The sequence below is a fragment of the Acidovorax sp. Q11 genome, assembly GCF_054950075.1.
Map to the genome: position 1 here is coordinate 15,049 of NZ_JBUDZG010000027.1, position 21,138 is coordinate 36,186.

21 protein-coding genes are annotated in these 21,138 nt (G+C 64.8%); 11 read left to right on the plus strand and 10 right to left on the minus strand.

What is annotated here, in order from left to right; translation table 11 throughout:
* The first annotated feature begins 252 nt into the window (after positions 1 to 252).
* Positions 253 to 2,013 carry a protein kinase domain-containing protein gene (locus ACYZGB_RS17950; protein WP_462390247.1) on the plus strand — a complete coding sequence of 587 codons (1,761 nt, stop codon included), beginning with the start codon at positions 253 to 255 and terminating at the stop codon, positions 2,011 to 2,013.
* Here the strand turns inward: ACYZGB_RS17950 and ACYZGB_RS17955 are convergent.
* On the minus strand, positions 1,986 to 2,219 hold the full coding sequence (locus ACYZGB_RS17955) for a hypothetical protein (RefSeq protein WP_462390248.1): 234 nt from the start codon (positions 2,217 to 2,219) through the stop codon (positions 1,986 to 1,988). The two genes, ACYZGB_RS17950 and ACYZGB_RS17955, sit on opposite strands and share 28 nt — an antisense overlap.
* A 90-nt stretch (positions 2,220 to 2,309) precedes the next feature.
* A complete protein-coding gene (locus ACYZGB_RS17960; protein ID WP_462390250.1) occupies positions 2,310 to 3,524 on the minus strand; it encodes an MFS transporter in 1,215 nt (404 codons plus the stop codon).
* A 473-nt stretch (positions 3,525 to 3,997) separates the two neighbouring features.
* On the opposite strand from ACYZGB_RS17960, the gene ACYZGB_RS17965 reads away from it, so the two are divergent.
* On the plus strand, positions 3,998 to 5,668 hold the full coding sequence (locus ACYZGB_RS17965) for a methyl-accepting chemotaxis protein (protein ID WP_462390251.1): 1,671 nt from the start codon (positions 3,998 to 4,000) through the stop codon (positions 5,666 to 5,668).
* A 107-nt stretch (positions 5,669 to 5,775) separates the two neighbouring features.
* Positions 5,776 to 6,030 (plus strand): hypothetical protein, encoded by a 255-nt coding sequence (locus ACYZGB_RS17970; protein WP_462390253.1) that lies wholly within the window; start codon positions 5,776 to 5,778, stop codon positions 6,028 to 6,030.
* Between the two features lie 63 nt (positions 6,031 to 6,093).
* Here ACYZGB_RS17970 and gntR read toward each other — a convergent pair whose 3' ends face one another.
* A complete protein-coding gene (gntR, locus tag ACYZGB_RS17975) occupies positions 6,094 to 7,119 on the minus strand; it encodes an HTH-type transcriptional regulator GntR (RefSeq protein WP_462390254.1) in 1,026 nt (341 codons plus the stop codon).
* A 204-nt stretch (positions 7,120 to 7,323) separates the two neighbouring features.
* On the opposite strand from gntR, the gene ACYZGB_RS17980 reads away from it, so the two are divergent.
* Genes ACYZGB_RS17980 through ACYZGB_RS17995 form a run of 4 tightly spaced genes read left to right on the plus strand, consistent with a single transcriptional unit; the run spans position 7,324 to position 10,685 of the window.
* Positions 7,324 to 7,809 carry a gluconokinase gene (locus ACYZGB_RS17980; RefSeq protein ID WP_462390283.1) on the plus strand — a complete coding sequence of 162 codons (486 nt, stop codon included), beginning with the start codon at positions 7,324 to 7,326 and terminating at the stop codon, positions 7,807 to 7,809.
* Positions 7,806 to 8,318 carry a TRAP transporter small permease gene (locus tag ACYZGB_RS17985; RefSeq protein ID WP_462390256.1) on the plus strand — a complete coding sequence of 171 codons (513 nt, stop codon included), beginning with the start codon at positions 7,806 to 7,808 and terminating at the stop codon, positions 8,316 to 8,318. The genes ACYZGB_RS17980 and ACYZGB_RS17985 overlap by 4 nt, the downstream gene beginning before the upstream one ends.
* A gap of 23 nt (positions 8,319 to 8,341) precedes the next feature.
* Entirely contained in the window at positions 8,342 to 9,619 is a 1,278-nt protein-coding gene (locus tag ACYZGB_RS17990) for a TRAP transporter large permease (RefSeq protein ID WP_462390284.1), read from the plus strand.
* A 46-nt stretch (positions 9,620 to 9,665) separates the two neighbouring features.
* Positions 9,666 to 10,685 carry a TRAP transporter substrate-binding protein gene (locus ACYZGB_RS17995; protein WP_462390257.1) on the plus strand — a complete coding sequence of 340 codons (1,020 nt, stop codon included), beginning with the start codon at positions 9,666 to 9,668 and terminating at the stop codon, positions 10,683 to 10,685.
* A 140-nt stretch (positions 10,686 to 10,825) separates the two neighbouring features.
* Here the strand turns inward: ACYZGB_RS17995 and ACYZGB_RS18000 are convergent, their stop codons facing one another.
* On the minus strand, positions 10,826 to 11,119 hold the full coding sequence (locus ACYZGB_RS18000) for a DUF4148 domain-containing protein (protein WP_108617669.1): 294 nt from the start codon (positions 11,117 to 11,119) through the stop codon (positions 10,826 to 10,828).
* A gap of 92 nt (positions 11,120 to 11,211) precedes the next feature.
* Positions 11,212 to 11,499, minus strand: coding sequence for a DUF4148 domain-containing protein (locus tag ACYZGB_RS18005; protein WP_462388874.1), 288 nt, complete (start codon positions 11,497 to 11,499; stop codon positions 11,212 to 11,214).
* Here ACYZGB_RS18005 and ACYZGB_RS18010 point away from each other — a divergent pair.
* Positions 11,498 to 11,980 carry a hypothetical protein gene (locus ACYZGB_RS18010; RefSeq protein WP_462390259.1) on the plus strand — a complete coding sequence of 161 codons (483 nt, stop codon included), beginning with the start codon at positions 11,498 to 11,500 and terminating at the stop codon, positions 11,978 to 11,980. The two genes, ACYZGB_RS18005 and ACYZGB_RS18010, sit on opposite strands and share 2 nt — an antisense overlap.
* A 37-nt stretch (positions 11,981 to 12,017) precedes the next feature.
* Positions 12,018 to 12,455 carry a CBS domain-containing protein gene (locus ACYZGB_RS18015; protein WP_063462898.1) on the plus strand — a complete coding sequence of 146 codons (438 nt, stop codon included), beginning with the start codon at positions 12,018 to 12,020 and terminating at the stop codon, positions 12,453 to 12,455.
* 230 nt (positions 12,456 to 12,685) lie between these two features.
* Here ACYZGB_RS18015 and ACYZGB_RS18020 read toward each other — a convergent pair whose 3' ends face one another.
* The 4 genes from ACYZGB_RS18020 to ACYZGB_RS18035 form a co-directional block, all read right to left on the minus strand.
* A complete protein-coding gene (locus ACYZGB_RS18020) occupies positions 12,686 to 13,498 on the minus strand; it encodes an ABC transporter ATP-binding protein (protein WP_462390260.1) in 813 nt (270 codons plus the stop codon).
* Between the two features lie 107 nt (positions 13,499 to 13,605).
* A complete protein-coding gene (gene ntrB / locus ACYZGB_RS18025) occupies positions 13,606 to 14,589 on the minus strand; it encodes a nitrate ABC transporter permease (protein WP_462390261.1) in 984 nt (327 codons plus the stop codon).
* 64 nt (positions 14,590 to 14,653) lie between these two features.
* Positions 14,654 to 15,898, minus strand: a complete 1,245-nt coding sequence (locus ACYZGB_RS18030; protein ID WP_462390262.1) for a CmpA/NrtA family ABC transporter substrate-binding protein — start codon at positions 15,896 to 15,898, stop codon at positions 14,654 to 14,656.
* A gap of 504 nt (positions 15,899 to 16,402) precedes the next feature.
* Positions 16,403 to 17,029, minus strand: coding sequence for an ANTAR domain-containing response regulator (locus ACYZGB_RS18035; protein ID WP_063462895.1), 627 nt, complete (start codon positions 17,027 to 17,029; stop codon positions 16,403 to 16,405).
* A 255-nt stretch (positions 17,030 to 17,284) separates the two neighbouring features.
* On the opposite strand from ACYZGB_RS18035, the gene ACYZGB_RS18040 reads away from it, so the two are divergent.
* Positions 17,285 to 18,445 (plus strand): branched-chain amino acid ABC transporter substrate-binding protein, encoded by a 1,161-nt coding sequence (locus tag ACYZGB_RS18040; protein ID WP_462390263.1) that lies wholly within the window; start codon positions 17,285 to 17,287, stop codon positions 18,443 to 18,445.
* 110 nt (positions 18,446 to 18,555) lie between these two features.
* A complete protein-coding gene (tsaD, locus tag ACYZGB_RS18045) occupies positions 18,556 to 19,596 on the plus strand; it encodes a tRNA (adenosine(37)-N6)-threonylcarbamoyltransferase complex transferase subunit TsaD (RefSeq protein ID WP_462390264.1) in 1,041 nt (346 codons plus the stop codon).
* A gap of 64 nt (positions 19,597 to 19,660) precedes the next feature.
* On the opposite strand, the gene ACYZGB_RS18050 is transcribed toward tsaD, so the two are convergent.
* Positions 19,661 to 21,112: an aldehyde dehydrogenase gene (locus ACYZGB_RS18050; protein WP_462390265.1), complete on the minus strand. Its 1,452-nt coding sequence runs from the start codon at positions 21,110 to 21,112 to the stop codon at positions 19,661 to 19,663.
* Positions 21,113 to 21,138 lie beyond the last annotated feature (26 nt).

Here is a 21,138-nt window from a genome sequence, read left to right on the forward strand (position 1 = left end):
CGAGGTCTCGAAACCGCATGTGGGGACGCCTTCGTCCGTACAACTCCTCCGTGCGCCTTTGCACTGCTGAATTGCGTGGGCCTGCCCGGCCCTTGCCCTTGTTAAGCAATGGCCGTGCCAGATTCCTTGCACTGATCTGGGGTGGGCCCGGGGGGTGTTCCGGGGCGGGGGCCGTCGAAGGCGCAAGTTGGTGTGGACGGCCAGGCCCCGGCGTGCACCACCTTGGGCACAAAACCTGCGTGGAGCTGGTGCATGAGCTTTGAACTGGATGTGGGCCAGGCCTCGCTGGCCGGCCGCAATGAGGTGAACGAGGACTTTGCCGCCCTGGTGGTCGGGCAGGGGCGCGACCGCGAGCGTGGCGCCATTGCCGCCATTGCCGATGGCGTGAGCACGGGCGGCAAGGGCCGAGAGGCCGCCCAGACCACGGTGAGCACCTTGGTGGGCGACTACTTCGCCACCCCCGATACCTGGGACACCACCGTGGCGCTGGACCGCATCCTGAATGCCCATAACGGCTGGCTGGCCTCCATGAACCGGCGCCGCCAGCCTGCCGTGGGCCTGACCACGCTCACGGCGCTGGTGCTGCGCGGCCAGTCGTACACCCTGGCCCATGTGGGCGACACCCGTGCCTACCTGCTGCGCGGCGGGCGTCTGCAGCAGCTCACGGCCGACCATGTGATGGCGCAACGCGATTTTGCGCACCAGCTCACCCGCGCCATGGGGCTTGACGACCATGTGGTGGTGGACTACAGCCAGGGCGAGCTGCACAGCGGCGATCTGTTCGTGCTGCTGTCTGACGGCGTGCATGGCAGCCTGCCCGAGCGCGAGCTGCGGCAGCTGCTGCGCCAGGAGGGCGTGGCGGCGCAGGCGCTCAGCGACGAGCTGGTGCAGGCCGCGCTGCGCCGGGGCAGCAGCGACAACGTGACCGCGCTGGTGGTGCGGGTGCAGGGCGCGCTGGAGGCCACGCTGCAGGACGAGTCCCGCCGCGCGCAGGACCTGCCCGTGCTGCCCCTGCTCAAGGTGGGCGATAAGGTCGATGGCCTGGTGGTCACGGCGCTGGTGGCCGACAGCGGCATCCACCGCATCTACCAGGTGCGCGACCCGGCCACGCAGCGCCTCTATGCGCTCAAGACCCTGCTGCCCACGCGTGCCCACGATGCTGAAGAGCGCGCCACCCTCGCGCACGAGGCCTGGGTGGCGCGGCGCATGCAGTCGGGCCAGGCCGCTGCCCACCTGGCGCGGCTCAACACCTGGCCCGCCGATGACGGGCAAGGCGGACCGGGCGCCAGCGCGTTCTACCTGCTGTACGACTGGCACGCGGGCGAAACCCTGGGCCAGCGCCTGCGCAGCCGCCAGCACCTGGGCGTGACCCAGGCCGTGACCGTGGTGATGCAGGCGGCGCAGGTGCTGGGCTGGCTGCACCGCCAGGGCGTGGTGCACCGCGACATCAAGCCCGACAACCTGCACCTGGGCGACGACGGCGTGCTTCGCGTGCTCGACCTGGGTGTGGCCCTGTCGGGCCGCGAGCCTGAGGCCACGCGCCAGCTGCACGCAGGCACGCCCAGCTACATGAACCCCGAGCAATGGCCGGGCTACGAAAAAAACGGTGACACCGAAGGCCAGTTGCCCGATGCGCGCAGCGACCTGTTTGCGCTGGGCGTCACGCTCTACCAGCTGCTGAGCCAGGGGCGCCTGCCCTATGGCGAGGTGGTGCAGTACCAGCTGGGTCGCTACCACCGCGACCCGCTGGCCCCCAGCCGCCACAACCCCGGCGTGCCCATCTGGCTGGACCAGATTGCCTTGAAGGCCGTGGCACGCAGCCGCGCCCAGCGCTTCGAGACCGCCGAGGAGCTGCTGCTGGCGCTGGAGCGCGGCGCATCCCGCCCCCTGTCAGCCACCGGCCCGCAGCCGCTGATGCAGCGCGACGCCACCGCCCTGTGGAAGATCGCGCTGGCGGTGAGTGTGCTGGTGAATCTGCTGCTGATTTATTGGCTGCTGTTTTTGCCGAGGTAGTGCGGAGGTCGGAGATTGCTACTGAAAATATAGCTTTTTGCGCTTATGCAGAGCGCGGAAGAGCCGATTTTTGTTTGAATTTTCAGGGCGGCATCGACCTGCTTTTTGAATGCGTGCTGGTGGAGCGCCGCGCCGTTCACGCGCTGCGCGCTTACGTGCTCGCGCACGTCCACCTTTTTAGCGAAAGGGCGGGCAATGCTGCGCATTGGCTGGCTGCGCAAGCTCAGGCACTGCGTGCCCGACCGCCCTTTTGCCGGAAGTGTGGCGAGCGCTTGCGCGCTCACCGGCTACGCCGGTCATGCGCTACGCGCACGTCCACCTTTCTCAGCCCATGTCCGCGTCCAGCGGATCTGCATCACCCGCAGCAGTACCAGCATGGCCAGCGCACACACCGCAATGCCCACGAAGCCCCACAGGTAGGTGCCGGTGTACTGGCGCGAGATGCCCATGCCGCTGGGGATCAGGCCGCCGCCCAGGGCGCCGATCTCGCCAATCATCGAACCCGCCACCGCCGTGGTCAGGGGCCAGCGCAGGGGCACCAGCTGGAACAGCGCGCCATTGCCCGCGCCCAGTGCTGCAAAACACACCAGGAACAGCAGCATCGTGATGGGCAGCGAGTTCTCGGCCAGGCCACACAGCACCATGCTCACGGCCGTGATGGCCAGCACGCCGGTGAGCGTGTTCACGCCGCCCCAGTGGTCCGACAGCCAGCCGCCAAACACGCGCAGCGCCGCGCCCAGAAAGGCCGCCAGCATGGTGAGCTGGCCTGCCTGCACCTTGCTCACATGGAACTGGTCGTAAAAATAGCTGGGCAAGAAGGTGGTGAGGCCAATGAAGCCGCCAAAGGTCACGGCATAGATCAGGCTGAATGCCCAGCCGTCTTTTTCAAACAGGCAGGCGATGTGTTCGCGGAAGCTCGAATGGGCCGGCAGGTCCGAGGGCTCCTTGGCATACACCGCCATCACGATGGCGGGCACGGCAACGCTCAGCGCGGCAAAGCCGTACACAGCCTGCCAGCCGAACTTCTGGGCCAGCGCCGGGGCCAGCAGGGCGGCCACGGCCGTGCCCACGTTGCCAGCGCCCACGATGCCCATGGCCAGGCCCTTGTAGCGGGGCGGGAACGAGCCCGAGCCCAGTGACAGCGCCACGCCAAAGCTGGCCCCGGCCACGCCCAGCAGGATGCCCATGGCCAGCAGGTCGCCGTAGTCGTGCACAAAAAGGTAGCCATAGCCCATGGCCACAAAAATGCCCGCCATCTCGACCAGCGTAGCGTTCTTGCGCCCGATGTACTGCGCCAGGATGCCCAGCGGAAAGCGCATGAGCGCACCGGCAAAGATGGGGATGGAGAGCATCATGCCCATCTGCGTGGGTGTGAGCTGGAAGCTGTCGCGGATGAACGGTGCCATGGCACCGTTGATCACCCAGACAGCGCACGAGAAACCGAAGTAGAGGAAAGACGACCAGAGCGTGGGGGCATGGCCGGACTTGAGGAACTCGCGGAATTGAAGCATGGCGATCGTGCACAAAAGGGCTGAAGGACTTCCTCAGCCGGGGCAAAAAACAAAAAAGGCGCCTGCATGGATCGCGCAGGCCTTGCAGCCCGTTTGCATTCCATGAAGACGCCATCGTCCTGTTCGCCCAATCCGCCATTGCACCGGGCTGACACACGGCCAGCGTTGACCGCACCAATCTGCAAGCAATGCCTGTGCCAGCATGGGTGCGTTGAGGGTTTGCGCAAATAATGGCCGTTACCGCGCGTCCATATTCGATTAATTGCTATAAAAAAATGAGCGTTTGATCGAGGGGTTGCCACGCTTTGGGGCAGGGCGCTGGAGGTGCGCACTCTTTTGGTGAAAACGCAGTGCGTGGCTATTTAATTGTTGCGGAAAAAATTTTTCGCCATAGGATGAACCCGGCTTTTCCGATGCTTTTTTCAGTTCAGGTTTTTTCTGGGTTGATAAGGTTTTTCACAAGGAGGGGTTTCATGCGCGTCAATCTGCCCGTCAGCACGCACGAATACGCGCTTCCCAGAGGCCAGACTCTGGTGTCCACCACCGATCTCAAAGGCCGCATCCTGTACTGCAACCCGATGTTCATCGAGGTCAGCGGCTACGAAAAAGAAGAACTCCTGGGCCAGCCCCACAACATGATCCGGCACCCGGACATGCCCGAAGAGGCCTTCCGCGACATGTGGGAGACCATCGCCAAGGGCATCCCCTGGTCGGCAGCGGTCAAGAACCGGCGCAAGGACGGCTCCTTCTACTGGGTGATGGCCAACGTCACGCCGCTGATGCAGGGCGACCAGCCCACGGGCTACATGTCGGTGCGCACCGAGGCCACGCGCGAGCAGATCCAGGGGGCAGACGCGCTGTACAAGCAGATGCAGTCCGAGAAGCAGGCGGGCACGTTGGTGCACCGGCTGTCGGCAGGCCAGCTGGTCAAAGAAACCCTGTGGGGCCGCGTGGGCCGGGCGCTCGCGCTGGGCCCTATGGGCAAGATGATGGTGTGCACTTTGCTGTTGGTGGTGGCCTCGTGGTGTGCCGCCTTGCTGGGGGGGCATGCGCTGTCGCTGGCCTCGGGGGCTGCGTGGCTGGGCGTGGTGGTGCTTGCACTGGGCATGGCGGTCTACCTGCACCAGGTCACGGTGGCGCCCCTGTCCCAGATGCTGGTGTGGGCCAACCGCATGGCGGCGGGTGACCTCACGCAGAAGATATTGGCATCGCGCGGCGACACCGTGGGCCAGCTGCAAAAAGCACTGGCGCAGCTCAACGTGAACCTGCTGTCCATCGTGCGCGATGCCCGCCAGGAGAGCGAGCACATGCAGGTCTCGACCCGGGAGATTGCCCGGGGCAACCACGACCTGTCGTCCCGCACCGAGGCGCAGGCCAGCAACCTGCAGCAGACGGCGGCATCAATGGAAGAGATCACCGGCACCGTCAAGCAGACCGCCGAATCCGCCCGCCAGGCCACCGTGCTGGCCACGCAGGCCACCCAGGTCACCCAGGTCACCGAGCGCAGCAGCAGCGCGGTCGATGGCGTGGCCGACACCATGAAGCAGATCCAGGCAGCGTCCGGCCGCATCAGCGAGATCACGCAGCTCATCGACTCGATCGCCTTCCAGACCAACATCCTGGCGCTGAACGCGGCGGTGGAGGCGGCCCGTGCGGGCGAGCAGGGGCGCGGCTTTGCCGTGGTGGCGTCGGAGGTGCGCAGCCTGTCGCACCGCACGCAGTCGGCCGCCAAGGAGATCCGCCAGCTCATCGACGACTCCGCCAACAAGGTGAGCGAAGGCCACGAGAAGACCGACGCCGCGCAGAAGACGATGGCTGAGTCGTTGGAGCTGGTGCGCCGCGTGAACACGCTGATCGGCGAGATCCACAGTGCGTCGAACGAGCAGCTCAGCGGCATCTCGCAGGTCAACTCGGCCGTGGCGCAACTCGACACCATCACGCAGCAGAATGCGGCGCTGGTCGAGGAAAACGCCGCCTCGGCCATGCAGCTCAATGGCCAGGCGCAGACCATGACCGAAACCGTGCAGGTGTTCCGCATCGATGCTTCGGCCCCGTCGCAGACACGGGATGCGGTGGCGCTGCGCAAGGAGATGAAGGGCGGCAAGGGCGCATCGTCATCCAGCCGTGCGTTGGCGGCCGTGTGACGTGGTCGCGCAGACCGGAGCCGGTGGATAGCAATCCAGAGGGCCGCACTGCAGAGCCGCTAGAATGTGCTGACTCCATCCGACTTCATCAAAAGACGTCTGCTGCCATGAACAATGCCCTGCGGTACGCGGGTGCAGCCTTCGCGCTGGGCTTGCTGTTGGTGGGTTTGATTGCCTTGCTGCACAACCTTACAGGCGAACGCTCGGAGTCTTTCGCCGTTCCCTGCTTGCTGATGGCCCTCGGTTTGGGGAGTGGCGCGTTGGTGTGGCACTTTCCTGGCTTTGGCGGCAGCGGCGATTGCGGCGCGGAAGATTTTGCCAACAGTGGAGAGATGCGGGGTGCCGACTCGGAAGCAGCGTGAGGAGCCATGGCCAGCACCGATGTGCCGGACCGGGCAAACAACTTGGCGGCGAGCAGCGCGCTCTCAGGTGCTGCTTCTGATGGTCAGCTCAAACCCCAGATCCACCGAGTTGTGCGCAGGCACTTCGCCGCGCATCAGCGCCAGCAGCATGCGCGCGCTGGCCTTGCCCACGGCGGAGCGGGGCGTGCGCACGGTGGTCAGCGGGGGCAGCATCTGGTCGCTGCCCGCCAGGTCGTTGAAGCCCGCAATCGCCACCTGGCCGGGCACCGACAGGCCCAGGCGCTGCGCGGCCAGCAGGCCGCCCTGGGCCAGGTCGTCATTGCAGAAGAACACGGCATCCACGCCGGGGCGGGTGCGAAGCAGCTCCTCCAGCAGTTCACCGCCCAGGCGCATGGACGAAGGCTGGGGGCTGAGCAATTCCAGCCGGGGGTCGTAGCGGCCCGCCTCGCGCAGGCAACGGCGGTAGCCTTCTGCGCGCTGCATGGTGCGCGGGTCGAGCTGCGCGGCCACAAAGGCCACGTTTTGATAGCCGCGCGCCAGCAGGTGGGCCGTCATGCTGTGGCCCGCGTCCTGCTGCGAGAACCCCACGCAGAACACGCCGGGGGCCGGGGTCATTTCCATCAGGTGCACACAAGGCACACCGCTGGCAGCAATCAGCTGGCGCGCGGCTTCGGTGCGGTCAAAGCCGGTGACCAGCAGGCCCGCCGGGCGGTGGGCGAGGTAGGTGCGCAGCAGTTGTTCTTCTTCCTGCGGGTCGTAGTGCGTCACGCCGATCAGGGCCTGGTAGCCCTCGGGGAACAGCGTGCGGTGCACGGATTCGAGCACGTCCACAAACAGCGCATTGGACAGCAGGGGCACCAGCACCGGCACCTGCACGCTGCGCTGCGAGGCCAGTGCGCGCGCGGCGGGGTCGGGCACATAACCCAGTTGCTGGGCCGCATCCTTGACCCGTTGCACCAGCTCTTGCGCCACGCCGCGCTCGCCACGCAGGGCGCGGGACGCCGTGATGGGGCTGACGCCCGCCGCCTTGGCCACGTCGCTCAGCGTGATGCGACCGCTGGAGCGGCGCCGGGTCTCGGATTTGTTCAAGGGTTAACCCTCATGGGGATGGGTAATGATCTGGTTAGGATAGCGCTGTCCAAACGCCCGGGCAAGACGGCCAGTGTCTTTTTTGGCAAGTTGGCTGGATCAGCACCTGTATTTTGGAGGCATCTGCAGAGATGCATTTTTTTGGATTCATTGGATAGCGCTACCAATATGAGTTTTACGCCGTCATCGGTTTATCTGGTCGTCATGGGAGTGGCCGGTTGTGGCAAGTCCAGCCTGGGGGCCGCGCTGGCCCAGGCAGAAGGCCTGCCCCTGATTGAAGGGGACGACCACCACAGCCCCACCAGCCGCGAAAAAATGCGCCAGGGCATTGCCCTTACCGACGCTGACCGCGAGGGCTGGCTATCCACACTGGGGCAGTTGCTGCAGGCCCAGCCACAGGGCGTGGTGCTGACCTGCTCGGCGCTCAAGAAAGCGTACCGCGACCGCCTGCGCAGCGCCTGCCCTGGGTTGCGTTTCGCCTTTCTGGAGATCGACCGAGTGCATGCAGGCCAGCGCGTGGCGGCCCGTGCCGATACCCATTTCTTCTCCAGCGTGCTGGTAGACAGCCAGTTCGCCACGCTGGAGTCGCCCGTAGGCGAGGCGGGCGTGCTGCGCCTGGATGCGCTGCTAGACCTGCCCACCCTGCAGCAACAGGCATCCAGCTGGCTGGCAACGGAGGAGGTCGCATGAGTTCCCCCGCACAACACGCAACGCCACAGAGTCGCTTTGCCCGGGTCTCCCAGGTATTGATGGCCAGCTGCCTGGGCGTGATGGCCGTGGCCGTGTTCATCAACGTGGTGCTGCGCTATGGCTTCGGCAGCGGCGTGGCCGCGAGCGAAGAGCTGTCGCGCCTCTTGTTTGTCTGGATGGTGTTCATTGGCGCCGCAGCGGCCTACCCCGCAGGTGAGCACATGGCCTTCACTAGCCTGGCGGGCCTGCTGGCCAAGCGCCCTGTGGCGTTTGCTGCGCTGACGGCGGTGATCCGGCTGCTGGTGATTGCCGCCTGCGCCATGCTGGCCTGGGGCGCCTGGCAGCAAGTGGTGGTGGGCATGGGCAGCCGCTCGGTGGTCATGGCCTACCCGGCGGCGCTATTGCCGCTGCCGGCCTTTTTGTGCGCGGTGGCCATCGGTGTGATGGCGACCATCGAATTGATTCAACGCAAGCCCTTGGACCTGGGCCACGGCGCGGAGGTGGAGTGATGCTGGGACTGACGCCTGAAGCCATGGCCTTTGTGGTCTTTTCGCTGGGCATGCTGGTGCTGATGGGCACAGGCATGAACATGGGCCTGGCCCTCGTGCTCACGGGCGCTGGCATGGCCTGGGTGCTCGACTTCTGGGATGCACAGTTGCTGGCCCAGAACCTGGTGGCTGGTGTGGACAGCTTCCCGCTGCTGGCCGTGCCGTTTTTCATCCTGGCGGGCGAGCTGATGAACACGGGCGGCATCAGCCGCCGCATCATCGACATGGCCCAGGCCTGGGTGGGGCATATCCGGGGCGGTCTGGGCTACGTGGCCATTGGCGCGGCCGTGCTCATGGCCAGCATGAGTGGCTCGGCGCTGGCTGACACGGCAGCTCTCGCCACCATCCTCTTGCCCATGATGCGCCAGCAGGGCTACCCCATGAACACCTCGGCGGGGCTGATCGCTTCGGGCGGCATCATCGCGCCCATCATTCCGCCGTCCATGCCGTTCGTGATCTACGGCGTGACGACCAACACCTCGATCTCTGCGCTGTTTGTGTCGGGCATCGTGCCGGGGCTGATGATGGGGGTGGGGCTCATCTTTGCCTGGCGGTGGGTGCTGCGCGACCTGGACCTGCCAAAGGGCGAGCCCTTGCCCGTCAAGGCCCGCCTGCACGCCACGGCCCGCGCCTTCTGGGCCATGCTGATGCCCCTCATCATCATCGGCGGCATGAAGACCGGCGTGTTCACGCCCACCGAGGCCGCCGTAGTGGCCGCGTTCTATGCGCTGGTGGTGGCGCTGTTCATCCACCGCGAGATGAAGGTGGCCGACATCTACGGCGTGCTGGTGCGCGCGGCCAAGACGACCTCCATCGTGATGTTCCTGTGTGCTGGTGCCCAGGTGGCCAGCTACATGATCACGCTGGCCGACCTGCCCAACGTGCTGACCAACTGGCTGGGCCCGCTGGTGGAGAACCCGCGCCTGTTGATGGCCGTGATGATGATCGTGCTGGTGCTCATCGGCACGGCGCTGGACCTCACGCCCACCATCCTGATCTTTGCGCCCGTGATGCTGCCCATCGCCGTCAAGGCGGGGATCGACCCGGTGTACTTCGGCCTGATGTTTGTGCTCAACGGCGCCATCGGCCTCATCACGCCGCCCGTGGGCACCGTGCTCAACGTGGTGGCTGGGGTGGGGCGCATCTCGATGCACAGCGTGATTAAGGGGGTGAACCCTTTCCTTTTTACCTACGTGCTGATCCTTGCCTTGCTGGTCGTGTTTCCCCAGATCGTGACTGCACCTGTGGTGTGGCTGCGCTGATTTGCCTGCACTCTTTTTCCTTTCCCCCTCGCCAATGGAGACAACCATGAAAACTTTCCGCCGTACCCTGCTCGCCGCCCTGTCGGTGGCTGCCATCACCTGTTCGTTCCAGGCCGTTGCCCAGGACTTCAAGCCGCGCATCATTCGGTTTGGCTATGGCCTCAATGAGGTGTCCAACCAGGGCCGTGCCACCAAGCTGTTTGCCGAAGAGGTCGAAAAAGCCTCGGGCGGCAAGATGAAGGTGCGCGCCATCGGTGCTGCCGCACTCGGCTCGGATGTGCAAATGCAGCAGGCGCTGATCGGTGGCGCGCAGGAAATGATGGTGGGCTCCACCGCCACGCTGGTCGGTATCACCAAGGAGATGGCGATCTGGGACACGCCTTTCCTGTTCAACAACGCCAAGGAGGCCGACGTGGTGCTGGACGGCCCCGTGGGCCAGAAGGTGATGGACAAGCTGCAGGAAAAAGGCCTGGTGGGCCTGGTGTACTGGGAGAACGGTTTCCGCAACCTCACCAACAGCAAGCGCCCGGTCAATATGCTGGAAGACATGGACGGCATCAAGCTGCGCGTGATGCAGAACAACGTGTTCCTCGACAGCTTCAAGACCCTGGGCGCCAACGCGGTGCCGCTGCCGTTCTCGGAACTCTTCACCGCCCTCGAAACCAAGACGGTGGACGGCCAGGAGAACCCCTACAACACCATCCTGTCGAGCAAGTTCTATGAGGTGCAGAAGTATCTCACGGTGACGAACCACGTCTACAGCCCCTGGATCGTGCTGGTGAGCAAGAAGTACTGGGATGGCCTGTCGAAGGCTGAGCAGAAGGTGCTGCTCGACGCCGCCAAGAAGAGCCGCGACTTCGAGCGCCAGGACACGCGTGCCGAAGCCGACAAGGCACTGGCCGACCTGAAGGCCAAGGGCATGCAGGTCAACGAACTGCCCGCCGCTGAAGCCAACCGCATGCGCGAAAAGCTCAGTGCCGTGAACGCCAGCATTGCGGCCAATGTGGGTGAAAGCCTGTGGAAGGACGTGCAGGGCGCAGTGGCGCAGGCACGCGCAGCGAAGTAAGCCTTCTGGGTGGGGCGCTGGCTGTCGCAGCGCCTTTGCTGACCTCAAGATAAAAAGGCCGAGGCCCCAAAAGGGGCCTCGGCCTTTTTTTGCATTTGCAACTGCCTGCCCGCGCCGCCTTGCAGCGCGGGCCGGACGGATTACAGGGAGCCGATTTCGCCGGACGAGATCTTGCCGGTGCGCAGGGCGTCTGCGGCTTGGGCGTTCACGGCGCTGCGGTCGGCCGTGGAGGTGTAGACCAGGGCGCGCGAACCGACGGGAATGGCACCACTGGTCTGGGGCACGGCCGAGGCTTCGGCTTGCACTTCAGCGCGGGTGCGGTTGGTGTCGAACTTGGTGGCGAATTGCGAAGCATCGGCTTCGTCAGCCTGGGCACCAAAAGAAGCGAAAGCAGCGACAGCGGCGATGGACAGGAAACGTGCGGTCTTGTTCATGGTGAAACTCCGATGAAATTCAAAAAAGAGGGATGTACTGGGCAATACGAAACAGGAAGGGCGGTGGATTCAGCGAATCAGGCGCTGAAGAATCAACCACGCTCACCGTAAGAAATCTGGCCGGTGCGCACGGCGTCAGCAGCCTGGGCACGCACAGCAGCGCGGTCGGCGGTGCTCTTGTAGGTCACCACACGCGAACCAGCGGGTTCGATGCTACGGGTCTGGGCCACGGTGGCGGCTTCGGCGGCCACTTCGGCGCGGGTGCGGTTGGTTTCGAACTTCGTGGCGAACTGCGAAGCATCGGCTTCGTCAGCGTGGGCACCAAAGGAGGCGAAAGCAGCGACAGCGGCGATGGAGAGGAAACGTGCGGTGTTGTTCATGATGGATAAGTCCTTTAAAAAAGCGTCTCAAAAAAACCAGGAGGAAAACAAAACAAAAACTGCTTCAACCCTGGGTTCGGTGAGTCGCCTTGCGGGTTCGGCTCATCGATGGGTTGAACTGTACGCCGATGGTGTTCACGGAAAAACCATTGGGTCGCGAATTAACTGTTCCAGTATTGGAAACAATCCGGGTGCTTGTTTCCTGTGCGGCCACATGGCCGGTGGGGGCGCAAGCGATGGGCGCGGGGGCCAGGAAAGTGGGCGGTGGATCCTTTCGAACTGCGTTGAACATGGGCTGTATCGTGCCCAGCCCGCGCCTTTGCGTCGTCTCGTCACCGTTTCGGTTCTTTTCAGTTTGTTTCGCGTTCCGCCGAATGCAACAGTGGCGAAACATATGCATCGCCGCTGCGACACGGGGGCAAAAAGCGTGGCAAATCGGGCTTGCGCGGGTTGCGCGCGCGGGGCTTATGGGCTGAAATAACTCTCAGCCTGTTTCTGTTCTCACGAGGGAGGTTTCCATGACCAGCGTTGCCAAGATTCTTCAATCCAAACCCGATACCACTGTGCACACCATTGCCCCCACGGCCCTGGTGTTTGATGCCCTCAAGCTCATGGCCGACAAGGGCATTGGGGCCCTGCTGGTGACCGAGGGCGAGGCCATTGCGGGCATCTTCACGGAGCGGGATTACGCCCGCAAGATCGCCCTCATGGGACGCACCTCGTCCGTCACGCAGGTGCGGGATGTGATGACCTCTGCCGTGCGTTTTGTGCGCCCCGACCAGACCAGCGAGCAGTGCATGCAGATCATGAGCACCGGCCGCCTGCGCCACCTGCCCGTGGTGGACAACGGCAAGCTCGTGGGCATGATCTCCATCGGTGACTTGGTCAAGGACATCATCTCCGAGCAGAAATTCATCATCGAGCAGCTGGAGCACTACATCACTGGAACTCACTAAGTGGCAACCCCCTGAGGCGCTGTGCGCCTTCCCCCTTCTCGAATGGCTGCGCCATTCGAGAAGGGGGACGCACCCGGCGCGGCGGGGCGGCCCTTGCGCGGGGGCACTGGCTTGGGGCGTGCGCGTTCTGCGGGCGGCTACCTTTGGCGCAACGTTGAAAAAAGGGCCCTGACGAGATCTGGTCAGGGCCCTTTTGTTCTGGGTGTCCGGGTCGCGGCCGACCCAGACGCTCAAGCGGCTTTTTCGACGTGCCCCTGGCGGGTGTAGAGGAAGTCGATCACTGCCTTGCGGTAGTGCACGTACTGCGGGTCTTCGGCCAGTTCCACGCGTTTGCGGGGGCGGGGCAGGTCTACGGTCAGCACTTCGCCAATGGTGGCAGCGGGGCCGTTGGTCATCATCACGATCTTGTCGGACAGCAGCACGGCTTCGTCCACGTCGTGGGTCACCATGACGACGGTGCTCTGCGTGCGCGCCACGATTTCCAGCAACTCGTCCTGCAGCTTGGCGCGGGTCAGGGCGTCCAGCGCGCCAAAGGGTTCGTCCATCAGCAGCACCTGGGGTTCCATGGAGAGCGCCCGGGCAATGCCCACGCGCTGCTTCATGCCGCCCGAGATCTCGCCAGGGCGTTTTTGACCTGCCGGCGTGAGGCCCACCAGCGCCAGTGCGGCATCGGTGCGGGCCTTGAGCTGGGCCTTGGTTTCCTTGGCGCCAAACACGCGCTCCACGGCCAGGTAGATGTTGTCAAAGCAGGTGAGCCAGGGCAGCAGCGAGTGGTTCTGGAACACCACGGCGCGCTCCGGCCCGGGGCCCTTGATCTCCTTGTTGGCGCACAGCAGCGCGCCGTTGGTGGGGGTGGTGAGGCCCGCGATCAGGTTCAAGAGCGTGGACTTGCCGCAGCCCGAGTGCCCGATCAGCGCCACGAACTCGCCCTTGGCAATCGTCAGGTTGATGTCGCGCAGCGCGGGGAACAGGCCCTTGGCCGTCTTGAAGGTCTGTTCGACGCCGTGGACTTCGATGAACTTGGTGGTGAGAGATGCATGCATGAGGAGCTCCTGGTTTTTTCGAGGACCACCGTGGAACCGGCTTTGCCGGGCCACTGGTGGTGCCCCCTTGAGGGGGTGACGCGCCGCAGGCGCGGCTCAGGGGTGGGTCAAGTTTTGACCTCTTCAAAGGTAAATGCAGTGGCCAGCTTGATGAGCGCAAACTCCAGCACCAGCCCGACGATGCCGATCACGAAGATCGCGATGATGATGTTCTTGACGTTGAGGTTGTTCCACTCGTCCCACACCCAGAAGCCGATGCCCACGCCGCCGGTCAGCATCTCTGCCGCCACGATCACCAGCCATGCGGTGCCCACGGCCAGGCGCACGCCGGTCAACATGTAGGGCAGCACGGCGGGGAAGAGGATCTTGGTGGCGATCTTCCATTCGCTCAGGTTCAGCACGCGGGCCACGTTCATGTAGTCCTGCGGCACGCGCTGCACGCCCACGGCGGTGTTGATGATCATGGGCCAGATGGAGCAGATGAAGATGGTCCAGATGGCTGCCGGGTTGGCTCCCTTGAAGACCAGCAGGCCAATGGGCAGCCAGGCCAGTGGCGACACCGGCCGCAGCAGGCTGATGAGCGGGTTGAACATGCGCGACAGGAAGTTGAAGCGCCCGATCACGAAGCCCGCAGGGATGCCCACCAGCGCCGCCATGCCAAAGCCGATGGCCACGCGCTCCAGCGACATCAGCACGTTCCAGCCCACGCCCTGGTCGTTGGGGCCGTTGCGGTAGAACGGGTTGCTGAAAATGTCCAGCGCCTGTTTCCAGGTCTCCACGGGGCTGGGAATGCTGCCGCCCGTGGTGGTGGACACCACCGCCCACAGTCCGATGAGCAGGCCCAGGCCACACAGCGGTGGCAGCACCGCCAGCCAGAAGCTGCGTGAGAGTGCAGCCCAGTCGCGTGCAGCAGGTGCCGCAGGCGCTGTGGCGCCGGGCGCGGTCGTTGCCTTGGGTGCGGGCGCAGGATTCAAGGTTTTTTGGGCTCTTGCGCCTGCTGGCAAAGCGTTTGTAGCTACATTATTCATAGCATTCTGTGCCACCCCGGCGGGGGCGGCATCCAGGGGGGAGTGAAAAACGGCACTGACCATGGTGTTTCTCCTGTGAATCCTTTGAAGAGGCCGGGTGTGCAGGTTGGGCGGGTGGGGCGCCCGATCAGGCTTTGATCTTGAAGCTGTCGGCGTACTTGGCGGGGTCTTTGCCGTCCCACACCACACCGTCCACCAGCTTGTGGCTGCGCATGTCGCTCTTGGGCAGCGGGGTCTTCGATGCGGTGGCGGCCTGCTTGTAGACGTCGATGCGGTTCACGGCCTTGGCCACGTTCAGGTAGTCGGGGTGGTCCTTCACCAGGCCCCAGCGCTTGTGCTGGGTGAGGAACCACATGCCGTCCGTGAGGTAGGGGAAGTTCACCGTGCCTTCGTTGAAGAACTTCATGTGGTTGGGGTCGTCCCAGGTCTTGCCCATGCCGTCCTGGTAGCGGCCCAGGATGCGCTGGTTGATGGCGTCCACGCCGGTGTTCACATAGGCCTTGCCGGCAATGGTCTCGGCCATCTTGTTCTTGTTGGCCAGGCCATCGTCGATCCACTTGCTGGCTTCGAGGATGGCGGCCGTCACGGCGCGGGCCGTGTTGGGGTACTTCTGCACAAATTCGGAGGTGGTGCCCAGCACCTTTTCGGGGTGGTCCTTCCAGATGTCCTGCGTGGTGGTGGCGGTCACCCCGATGCCATCCATGATGGCGCGGTGGTTCCAGGGCTCGCCCACGCAGAAGCCATCCATGTTGCCCACGCGCATGTTGGCCACCATCTGGGGTGGCGGCACGGTGATGACCTTGGCGTCCTTCATGGGGTTGATGCCATGTGCGGCCAGCCAGTAGTAGAGCCACATGGCGTGGGTGCCCGTGGGGAAGGTCTGGGCAAAGGTGTATTCGCGCTTCTCGCTGGCCATGAGCTTGGCCAGGCCTGCGCCGTTGACGGCGCCTTTTTCGGCGAGCTTTTTCGACAGCGTGATGGCCTGGCCGTTGTGGTTCAGGTTCATCAGCACGGCCATGTCCTTCTTGGGGCCGGCCAGGCCCAGGTGCACGCCGTAGACCAGGCCATACAGCACGTGGGCAAAGTCGAGTTCACCATTCACCAGCTTGTCGCGCACACCGGCCCACGATGCTTCCTTGGTGGGGATGATGGTCACGCCGTACTTCTTGTCGATGCCGAGCACCGAGGCCATCACCACGCTGGCGCAGTCGGTCAGCGGGATGAAGCCGATCTTCACTTCCTTCTTCTCGGGGGCGTCCGAGCCCTGGGCATGCACCAGGGCGCGCAGGGCGGGGCTCACGCCCACGGCGCCCACGGTAGCTGCCTGCAGCACGGTGCGGCGGTTGAGGCTGGTTTTCAACAGATCGGTCATGGGGCGGTTCCTCGGTGCGTTAGAAAACAAAAAAGGCGTCCTCCCCTGGCCGGGTTGCATGCGCAAACGGGCTCGGAGAGGGACGCCTTTGTCCATGGCAAAGCCCATTGGGGGGCCTTGTGTCAGCACTGGCCCGCCATTGGGCCGGTGCTGTCAGGGTGGGACCTTCTTTGGTCTTGCCAGGGTTAATGCAAGCAGCGTGCCAGCCTGTTTTGCGCCAGTTTGGCGCCGCCATTACTATGCTTTTGATAGCTGCTTGGGCAAGATGGACAGGCGCAAACGGCCTTTTTTTGCTTGAAATGGCCAGGGCTGGTGCATGCGGGCCGGGCTGCACTGCGTTTGTGCGGCGCACCATGTGGGAGACCTCGGTTGAACTGGGCGCGGCCCAGGCGAGGGATGCAAGCCAAGGTCCGCCCCGCAGCGAGGGCATCGTCCCCCTTCTCTCGAATCGCGCCAGCGATTCGAGAGAAGGGGGAAGGCGCGCAGCGCCTCAGGGGGATGCCACTAGCCCAGCAAGTCCATCACGTCCAGCATGCGCTGCGCCACATCCACGAGCTTGAGGCCCTTGTCCATGGCCGTCTTGCGCAGCTTTTCGTAGGCGGCCTGTTCGGTCAGGCCCTGGCGCTGCATCAGCAGGCCCTTGGCACGGTCGATGGTCTTACGGTCTTTCAGTTCGGTCTTGGCGTCGGCCAGTTCGGCGCGCAGGGCCTGTTCGTGCTGAAACCGCGCCATGGCCACGTCCAGAATGGGGCGGATGCGCTGGGGCGCCAAGCCCGCCACGATGTAGGCCGACACGCCCGCCGCCACCGCGTCCTTCACGTGCGAGGTGTCCTCGTCGTTGGTGAACATCACGATGGGGCGGCGCTCGTCGCGCGTGGCCATCACCACATGTTCGAGCGCGTCGCGGGCCTCGCTTTCGGCGTCCACGATGATCAGGTCGGGCTGCAGCTGGGCGATGCGCTCGCTCAGGAACACATCGGCGGGCAGCGTGGCCACCAAGTTGAAGTTGTTTTCCAGCAACCCGATGCGCAGCGCACGCGACCGCTCCGCCTGCAGGACGGCGTGTTCGTCGTGTGGGTCGGCGATCGCCAGATCCGGGGCGACCACCACGATGCGCAAGGCCTCATTCATAGACCCGAGCATAAGCAATTTTCACGCCGTATTTGGGTGCGCCGAAGCGGTGCATGGGGGCCATCGGCGCTGGCATGAGGGCGGTCAGGGCAGGGCGGGAGCCCTTAATCAGCCCCCAAAAAAGCAGCGGCACCCCCTTGCGGGGCCTGAAAGTTGCTAATAAAGGATGCTGCGGGAGGGCATACCCGATAGCGCCTCCGGGTGGCCTCGCATATACATCCGGTCACTTCGACATTCAGATATGGAGTTTTTTGCATGAACAAGCACTTCAACCGGCGCCGCTTCTCGGCCAGCCTGGCCCTGACCGCAGTGGCGACTGCCGCACTCCTGACCGGATGCGGCAAGGTGCCGGACACCATCAAAATTGGTGTGGCGCAACCCCTGAGCGGCCCGCTGGGCGCGCTGGGACAGGACCTGCTCAACGGCGTGACCCTGGCGGTGGATGAACTCAACAAGTCCGGCTACACGGTGGACGGCAAGCGCGTGACGCTGGAGGTGGTGTCGGTGGACGACAAGGCCGACGCCGCCACCGGCAAGGCCGTGGCCCAGCAGCTGGTGGATGCCGGTGTGGTGGCCGTGATCGGGCACCTGAACTCGGGCGTGAGCATCGAGACCGCGCCCATCTACGCCGCCAAGGACATCGCGCAGATCGCCATCTCCACCAACCCCAAATTCACCCAGCTGGGCTTTTCCACCACCTTCCGCATGGTGGGCAACGACACCCTGCAGGCCCGCGCCATCGGCTCGTTTGCCGCCACCCAGCTGGGCGCCGCACGCTATGCCGCGCTGGACGACGGCACCCCCTACGGCAAGGGCCTGGCCGACGGCGCCGCCGAGCAGCTCAAGGTCGAGAAGAAAGAAGTGGTGGTGCGCAAATCGTTCGACGACAAGACCGTGGCGTTTGACGAACTGGCAGGCGAACTCAAGGCCGCCAAGGTGGACGTGATCGTCTCCACCCTCAACGACTTCCAGGCCCTGGCCCTGCTCGAAGCACTGCGTAAGGTGGACCACACCAAGGTCAGCCTGCTGGGCGGCGACACCATCAAGACCACCGACATGACCAAGGGCGGCGGCATCGTGCAGGGCATCTACGCCACTTCGCCCGTGCTGGAAGCCAAGGAGTTCTCCACCGGCAAGCCCTTCCTGGAGAAATACATCGCCGCCTACAAAAAGCCCCCGGCCTACGGCGGCCACTACAGCTACGACAGCACCTACGTCCTCTCGGCCGCCATCCAGAAAGCCAAGTCGGCCGCCCCCAAGGACATCACCAAGGCCATGCACAGCATCAACGGCTACGCGCCCGTGATCGGCACCATGACCTGGGACGACAAGGGCGAGCAGCGCTACGGCGCCGTGGGTGTGTATGAACTGCGCGCCGGGGCGTGGGAACTGCGCATGCGGTCGGACCGCTGGTAGGCAAGCCGCCGGGTCGTCGGGCCCCCTCAATCCGCGCAACCCCTGCTGGTGACTGCCCGCAGGGGTTTTTCCATCCGGCCCTGCATGGAGCCGGGTTTTACACTCGGGGCATGAGTTTGTTGATCCTGGGTATTGAATCTTCGTGCGACGAAACCGGCGTGGCATTGGTCCGTTCCACGGGCATTGCCGTGCCTATCCTGCTGTCCCATGCGCTGCACAGCCAGATCGAGATGCACCAGGCCTATGGCGGCGTGGTGCCCGAGCTGGCCAGCCGTGACCACATCCGACGTGTGCTGCCGCTGGCCAAAGAGGTGCTCGCCGAGTCCGGCCAGACGCTGGCCGATGTGGATGTGGTGGCCTACACGCGCGGGCCGGGCCTGGCGGGTGCGCTGCTGGTGGGTGCGGGCGTGGCTTGTGCGCTGGGTGCGGCGCTGAACAAGCCGGTGCTGGGCGTGCACCACCTCGAAGGGCACCTGCTGTCACCCTTCCTTAGCGCCGACCCGCCTGAATTCCCTTTTGTGGCCCTGCTCGTCTCTGGCGGCCACACCCAGCTGATGCGTGTGGATGGCGTGGGCCGCTACGAGATCCTGGGCGAGACCATTGACGATGCGGCTGGCGAGGCGTTCGACAAGTCCGCCAAGCTCATGGGCCTGGGCTACCCGGGTGGTCCTGCGCTGTCGCGCCTGGCCGAGCAGGGCAGCGCCACGGCCTTCAAGCTGCCCCGGCCTCTGCTGCACAGCGGCGATCTGGATTTTTCCTTTGCGGGCCTCAAGACGGCGGTGCTCACGCAAGCCAAGAAGCTGGGTGACGAGCTGGAAGCGCGCAAGGCTGATCTGGCCGCCAGCACCGAGGCAGCGATTGTGGATGTGCTGGTGAAGAAGACGCTGACCGCGCTCAAGCAGACAGGCCTGAAACGTGTGGTGGTCGCCGGTGGCGTGGGGGCCAACCGGCACCTGCGTGCGCAGCTCAACGCGGCCTGCGCGGCCGCCAAGGTGCGCGTGCACTACCCCGAGCTGCACCTGTGCACCGACAACGGCGCCATGATCGCCATGGCTGCAGCCATGCGGTTGCAGGCGGGGCAACAGCAGGCCAACGCCGACTATGCGTTTGACGTGAAGCCGCGCTGGCCGCTGGATGCGATCACAGTTTGATGTTCTAGTGAAAATGGCCGCCAGCGCTTGTCCAGAAAGCGCCAGCAGCTATCTTTTTTGAGGTTCAGAAGGGGTAGTGGCGGGGGGTGGTCTGCACCGTGATCCAGCGCAGTTCGGTGAACTCACGCACCCCGGCCATGCCGCCAAAGCGGCCGTAACCCGAACTTTTCACGCCGCCAAACGGCATCTGGCCTTCGTCATGCACCGTGGGGCCGTTGACGTGGCAAATGCCCGACTCGATGCGCGCCGCCACATTCCAGGCCTTGGCTACATCGCGGCTGAACACGGCGGATGACAGGCCGAACTCGTTGTCGTTGGCACAGGCAATGGCTTCCTCGACACCGTTGACGCGCACCACGGGCTTGACGGGGCCGAACGATTCTTCGCGGTAGATGTCCATCTCGGCCGTCACATGGTCGAGCACCGTGGCCTGCATCAGCGTGCTGTCGCTCTTGCCGCCGCAGACCAGCGTGGCGCCCTTGGCCAGTGCGTCGTCGATGAGGGCGTTGCAGCGGTGCACGGTGGCCATGTCCACCACCGATCCCAGCACCACCGGGCCCTTGCGTGGGTCGCCCAGGGGCAGGGATTGGGCACGCGCGCCGAGCTTCGCCACGAACGCGTCGGCCACGGCGTTGTCCACGATGATGCGTTCGGTGGACATGCAGATCTGGCCCGAGTTGGCGAATGCGCCAAACACGGTGCCTGCCACGGCAGCATCGATGTCCGCGTCATCCAGTACCAGCAGCGGGGCCTTGCCGCCCAGCTCCAGCACCACGGGCTTGAGGTACTTGGCGCAGGTCTGCGCGATGATGCGGCCCACCTTGGTGGAGCCGGTGAAGTTGATGCGGCGCACTGCCGGGTGGGCCACGATGGCCTCGACGACGGCGCCTGCGTCGGCGGGTGCGTTGGTCACAAAGTTCACTACACCGGGAGGCAAACCGGCCTCCTGCAGCGCCTCGATGATGAGGCCATGCGTGGCGGGGCACAGCTCCGAGCCTTTGAGGATGACCGTGTTGCCGCACGCCAGCGGCGTGGCAATGGCGCGCACGCCCAGGATGACGGGGGCGTTCCAGGGTGCAATGCCCAGCACCACACCCGCTGCCTGGCGCACGCCCATGGCCAGGCTGCCGGGCACGTCGGACGGAATCACTTCGCCTGCAATCTGCGTGGTCAGGGCGGCGGCTTCTTGCAGCAGGCCTGCGGCCAGGTGCACGTTGAAGCCGGCCCACATGCCCGAGGCGCCGGTCTCGGCCGCCATGGCCACCGCAAAGTCGGCCGTGCGGACCTCCAGCGCCTGTGCCGCCTTGAGCAGCAGCGCGCGGCGCGCGTTGGGGCCCAGGGCCGACCAGGCCGGGAAGGCCTTGGCGGCTGCGTCGGCAGCGGCCTTGGCGTCGGCCACGCTGGCAGCGGGTGCCGTGGTGGCGACCGAACCGTCGAGCGGGTTGCGACGCTCAAACGTGGCGCCGCCGATGGCTTGCACGCGCTCGCCGTTGATCAACATGGCAATGGCAGTCATGGATGAAAGCTTCTGAAAAAGAACAG

Coding starts and splice junctions, on each gene's coding strand:
- ACYZGB_RS17950 (WP_462390247.1), top strand. CDS start 253: ATGAGCTTTGAACTGGATGTGGGCCAGGCCTCGCTGGCCGGCCGCAAT.
- ACYZGB_RS17955 (WP_462390248.1), bottom strand. CDS start 2,219: ATGCGCAGCATTGCCCGCCCTTTCGCTAAAAAGGTGGACGTGCGCGAG.
- ACYZGB_RS17960 (WP_462390250.1), bottom strand. CDS start 3,524: ATGCTTCAATTCCGCGAGTTCCTCAAGTCCGGCCATGCCCCCACGCTC.
- ACYZGB_RS17965 (WP_462390251.1), top strand. CDS start 3,998: ATGCGCGTCAATCTGCCCGTCAGCACGCACGAATACGCGCTTCCCAGA.
- ACYZGB_RS17970 (WP_462390253.1), top strand. CDS start 5,776: ATGAACAATGCCCTGCGGTACGCGGGTGCAGCCTTCGCGCTGGGCTTG.
- ACYZGB_RS17980 (WP_462390283.1), top strand. CDS start 7,324: ATGGGAGTGGCCGGTTGTGGCAAGTCCAGCCTGGGGGCCGCGCTGGCC.
- ACYZGB_RS17985 (WP_462390256.1), top strand. CDS start 7,806: ATGAGTTCCCCCGCACAACACGCAACGCCACAGAGTCGCTTTGCCCGG.
- ACYZGB_RS17990 (WP_462390284.1), top strand. CDS start 8,342: ATGGCCTTTGTGGTCTTTTCGCTGGGCATGCTGGTGCTGATGGGCACA.
- ACYZGB_RS17995 (WP_462390257.1), top strand. CDS start 9,666: ATGAAAACTTTCCGCCGTACCCTGCTCGCCGCCCTGTCGGTGGCTGCC.
- ACYZGB_RS18000 (WP_108617669.1), bottom strand. CDS start 11,119: ATGAACAAGACCGCACGTTTCCTGTCCATCGCCGCTGTCGCTGCTTTC.
- ACYZGB_RS18010 (WP_462390259.1), top strand. CDS start 11,498: ATGATGGATAAGTCCTTTAAAAAAGCGTCTCAAAAAAACCAGGAGGAA.
- ACYZGB_RS18005 (WP_462388874.1), bottom strand. CDS start 11,499: ATGAACAACACCGCACGTTTCCTCTCCATCGCCGCTGTCGCTGCTTTC.
- ACYZGB_RS18015 (WP_063462898.1), top strand. CDS start 12,018: ATGACCAGCGTTGCCAAGATTCTTCAATCCAAACCCGATACCACTGTG.
- ACYZGB_RS18020 (WP_462390260.1), bottom strand. CDS start 13,498: ATGCATGCATCTCTCACCACCAAGTTCATCGAAGTCCACGGCGTCGAA.
- ntrB (WP_462390261.1), bottom strand. CDS start 14,589: ATGGTCAGTGCCGTTTTTCACTCCCCCCTGGATGCCGCCCCCGCCGGG.
- ACYZGB_RS18030 (WP_462390262.1), bottom strand. CDS start 15,898: ATGACCGATCTGTTGAAAACCAGCCTCAACCGCCGCACCGTGCTGCAG.
- ACYZGB_RS18035 (WP_063462895.1), bottom strand. CDS start 17,029: ATGAATGAGGCCTTGCGCATCGTGGTGGTCGCCCCGGATCTGGCGATC.
- ACYZGB_RS18040 (WP_462390263.1), top strand. CDS start 17,285: ATGAACAAGCACTTCAACCGGCGCCGCTTCTCGGCCAGCCTGGCCCTG.
- tsaD (WP_462390264.1), top strand. CDS start 18,556: ATGAGTTTGTTGATCCTGGGTATTGAATCTTCGTGCGACGAAACCGGC.
- ACYZGB_RS18050 (WP_462390265.1), bottom strand. CDS start 21,112: ATGACTGCCATTGCCATGTTGATCAACGGCGAGCGCGTGCAAGCCATC.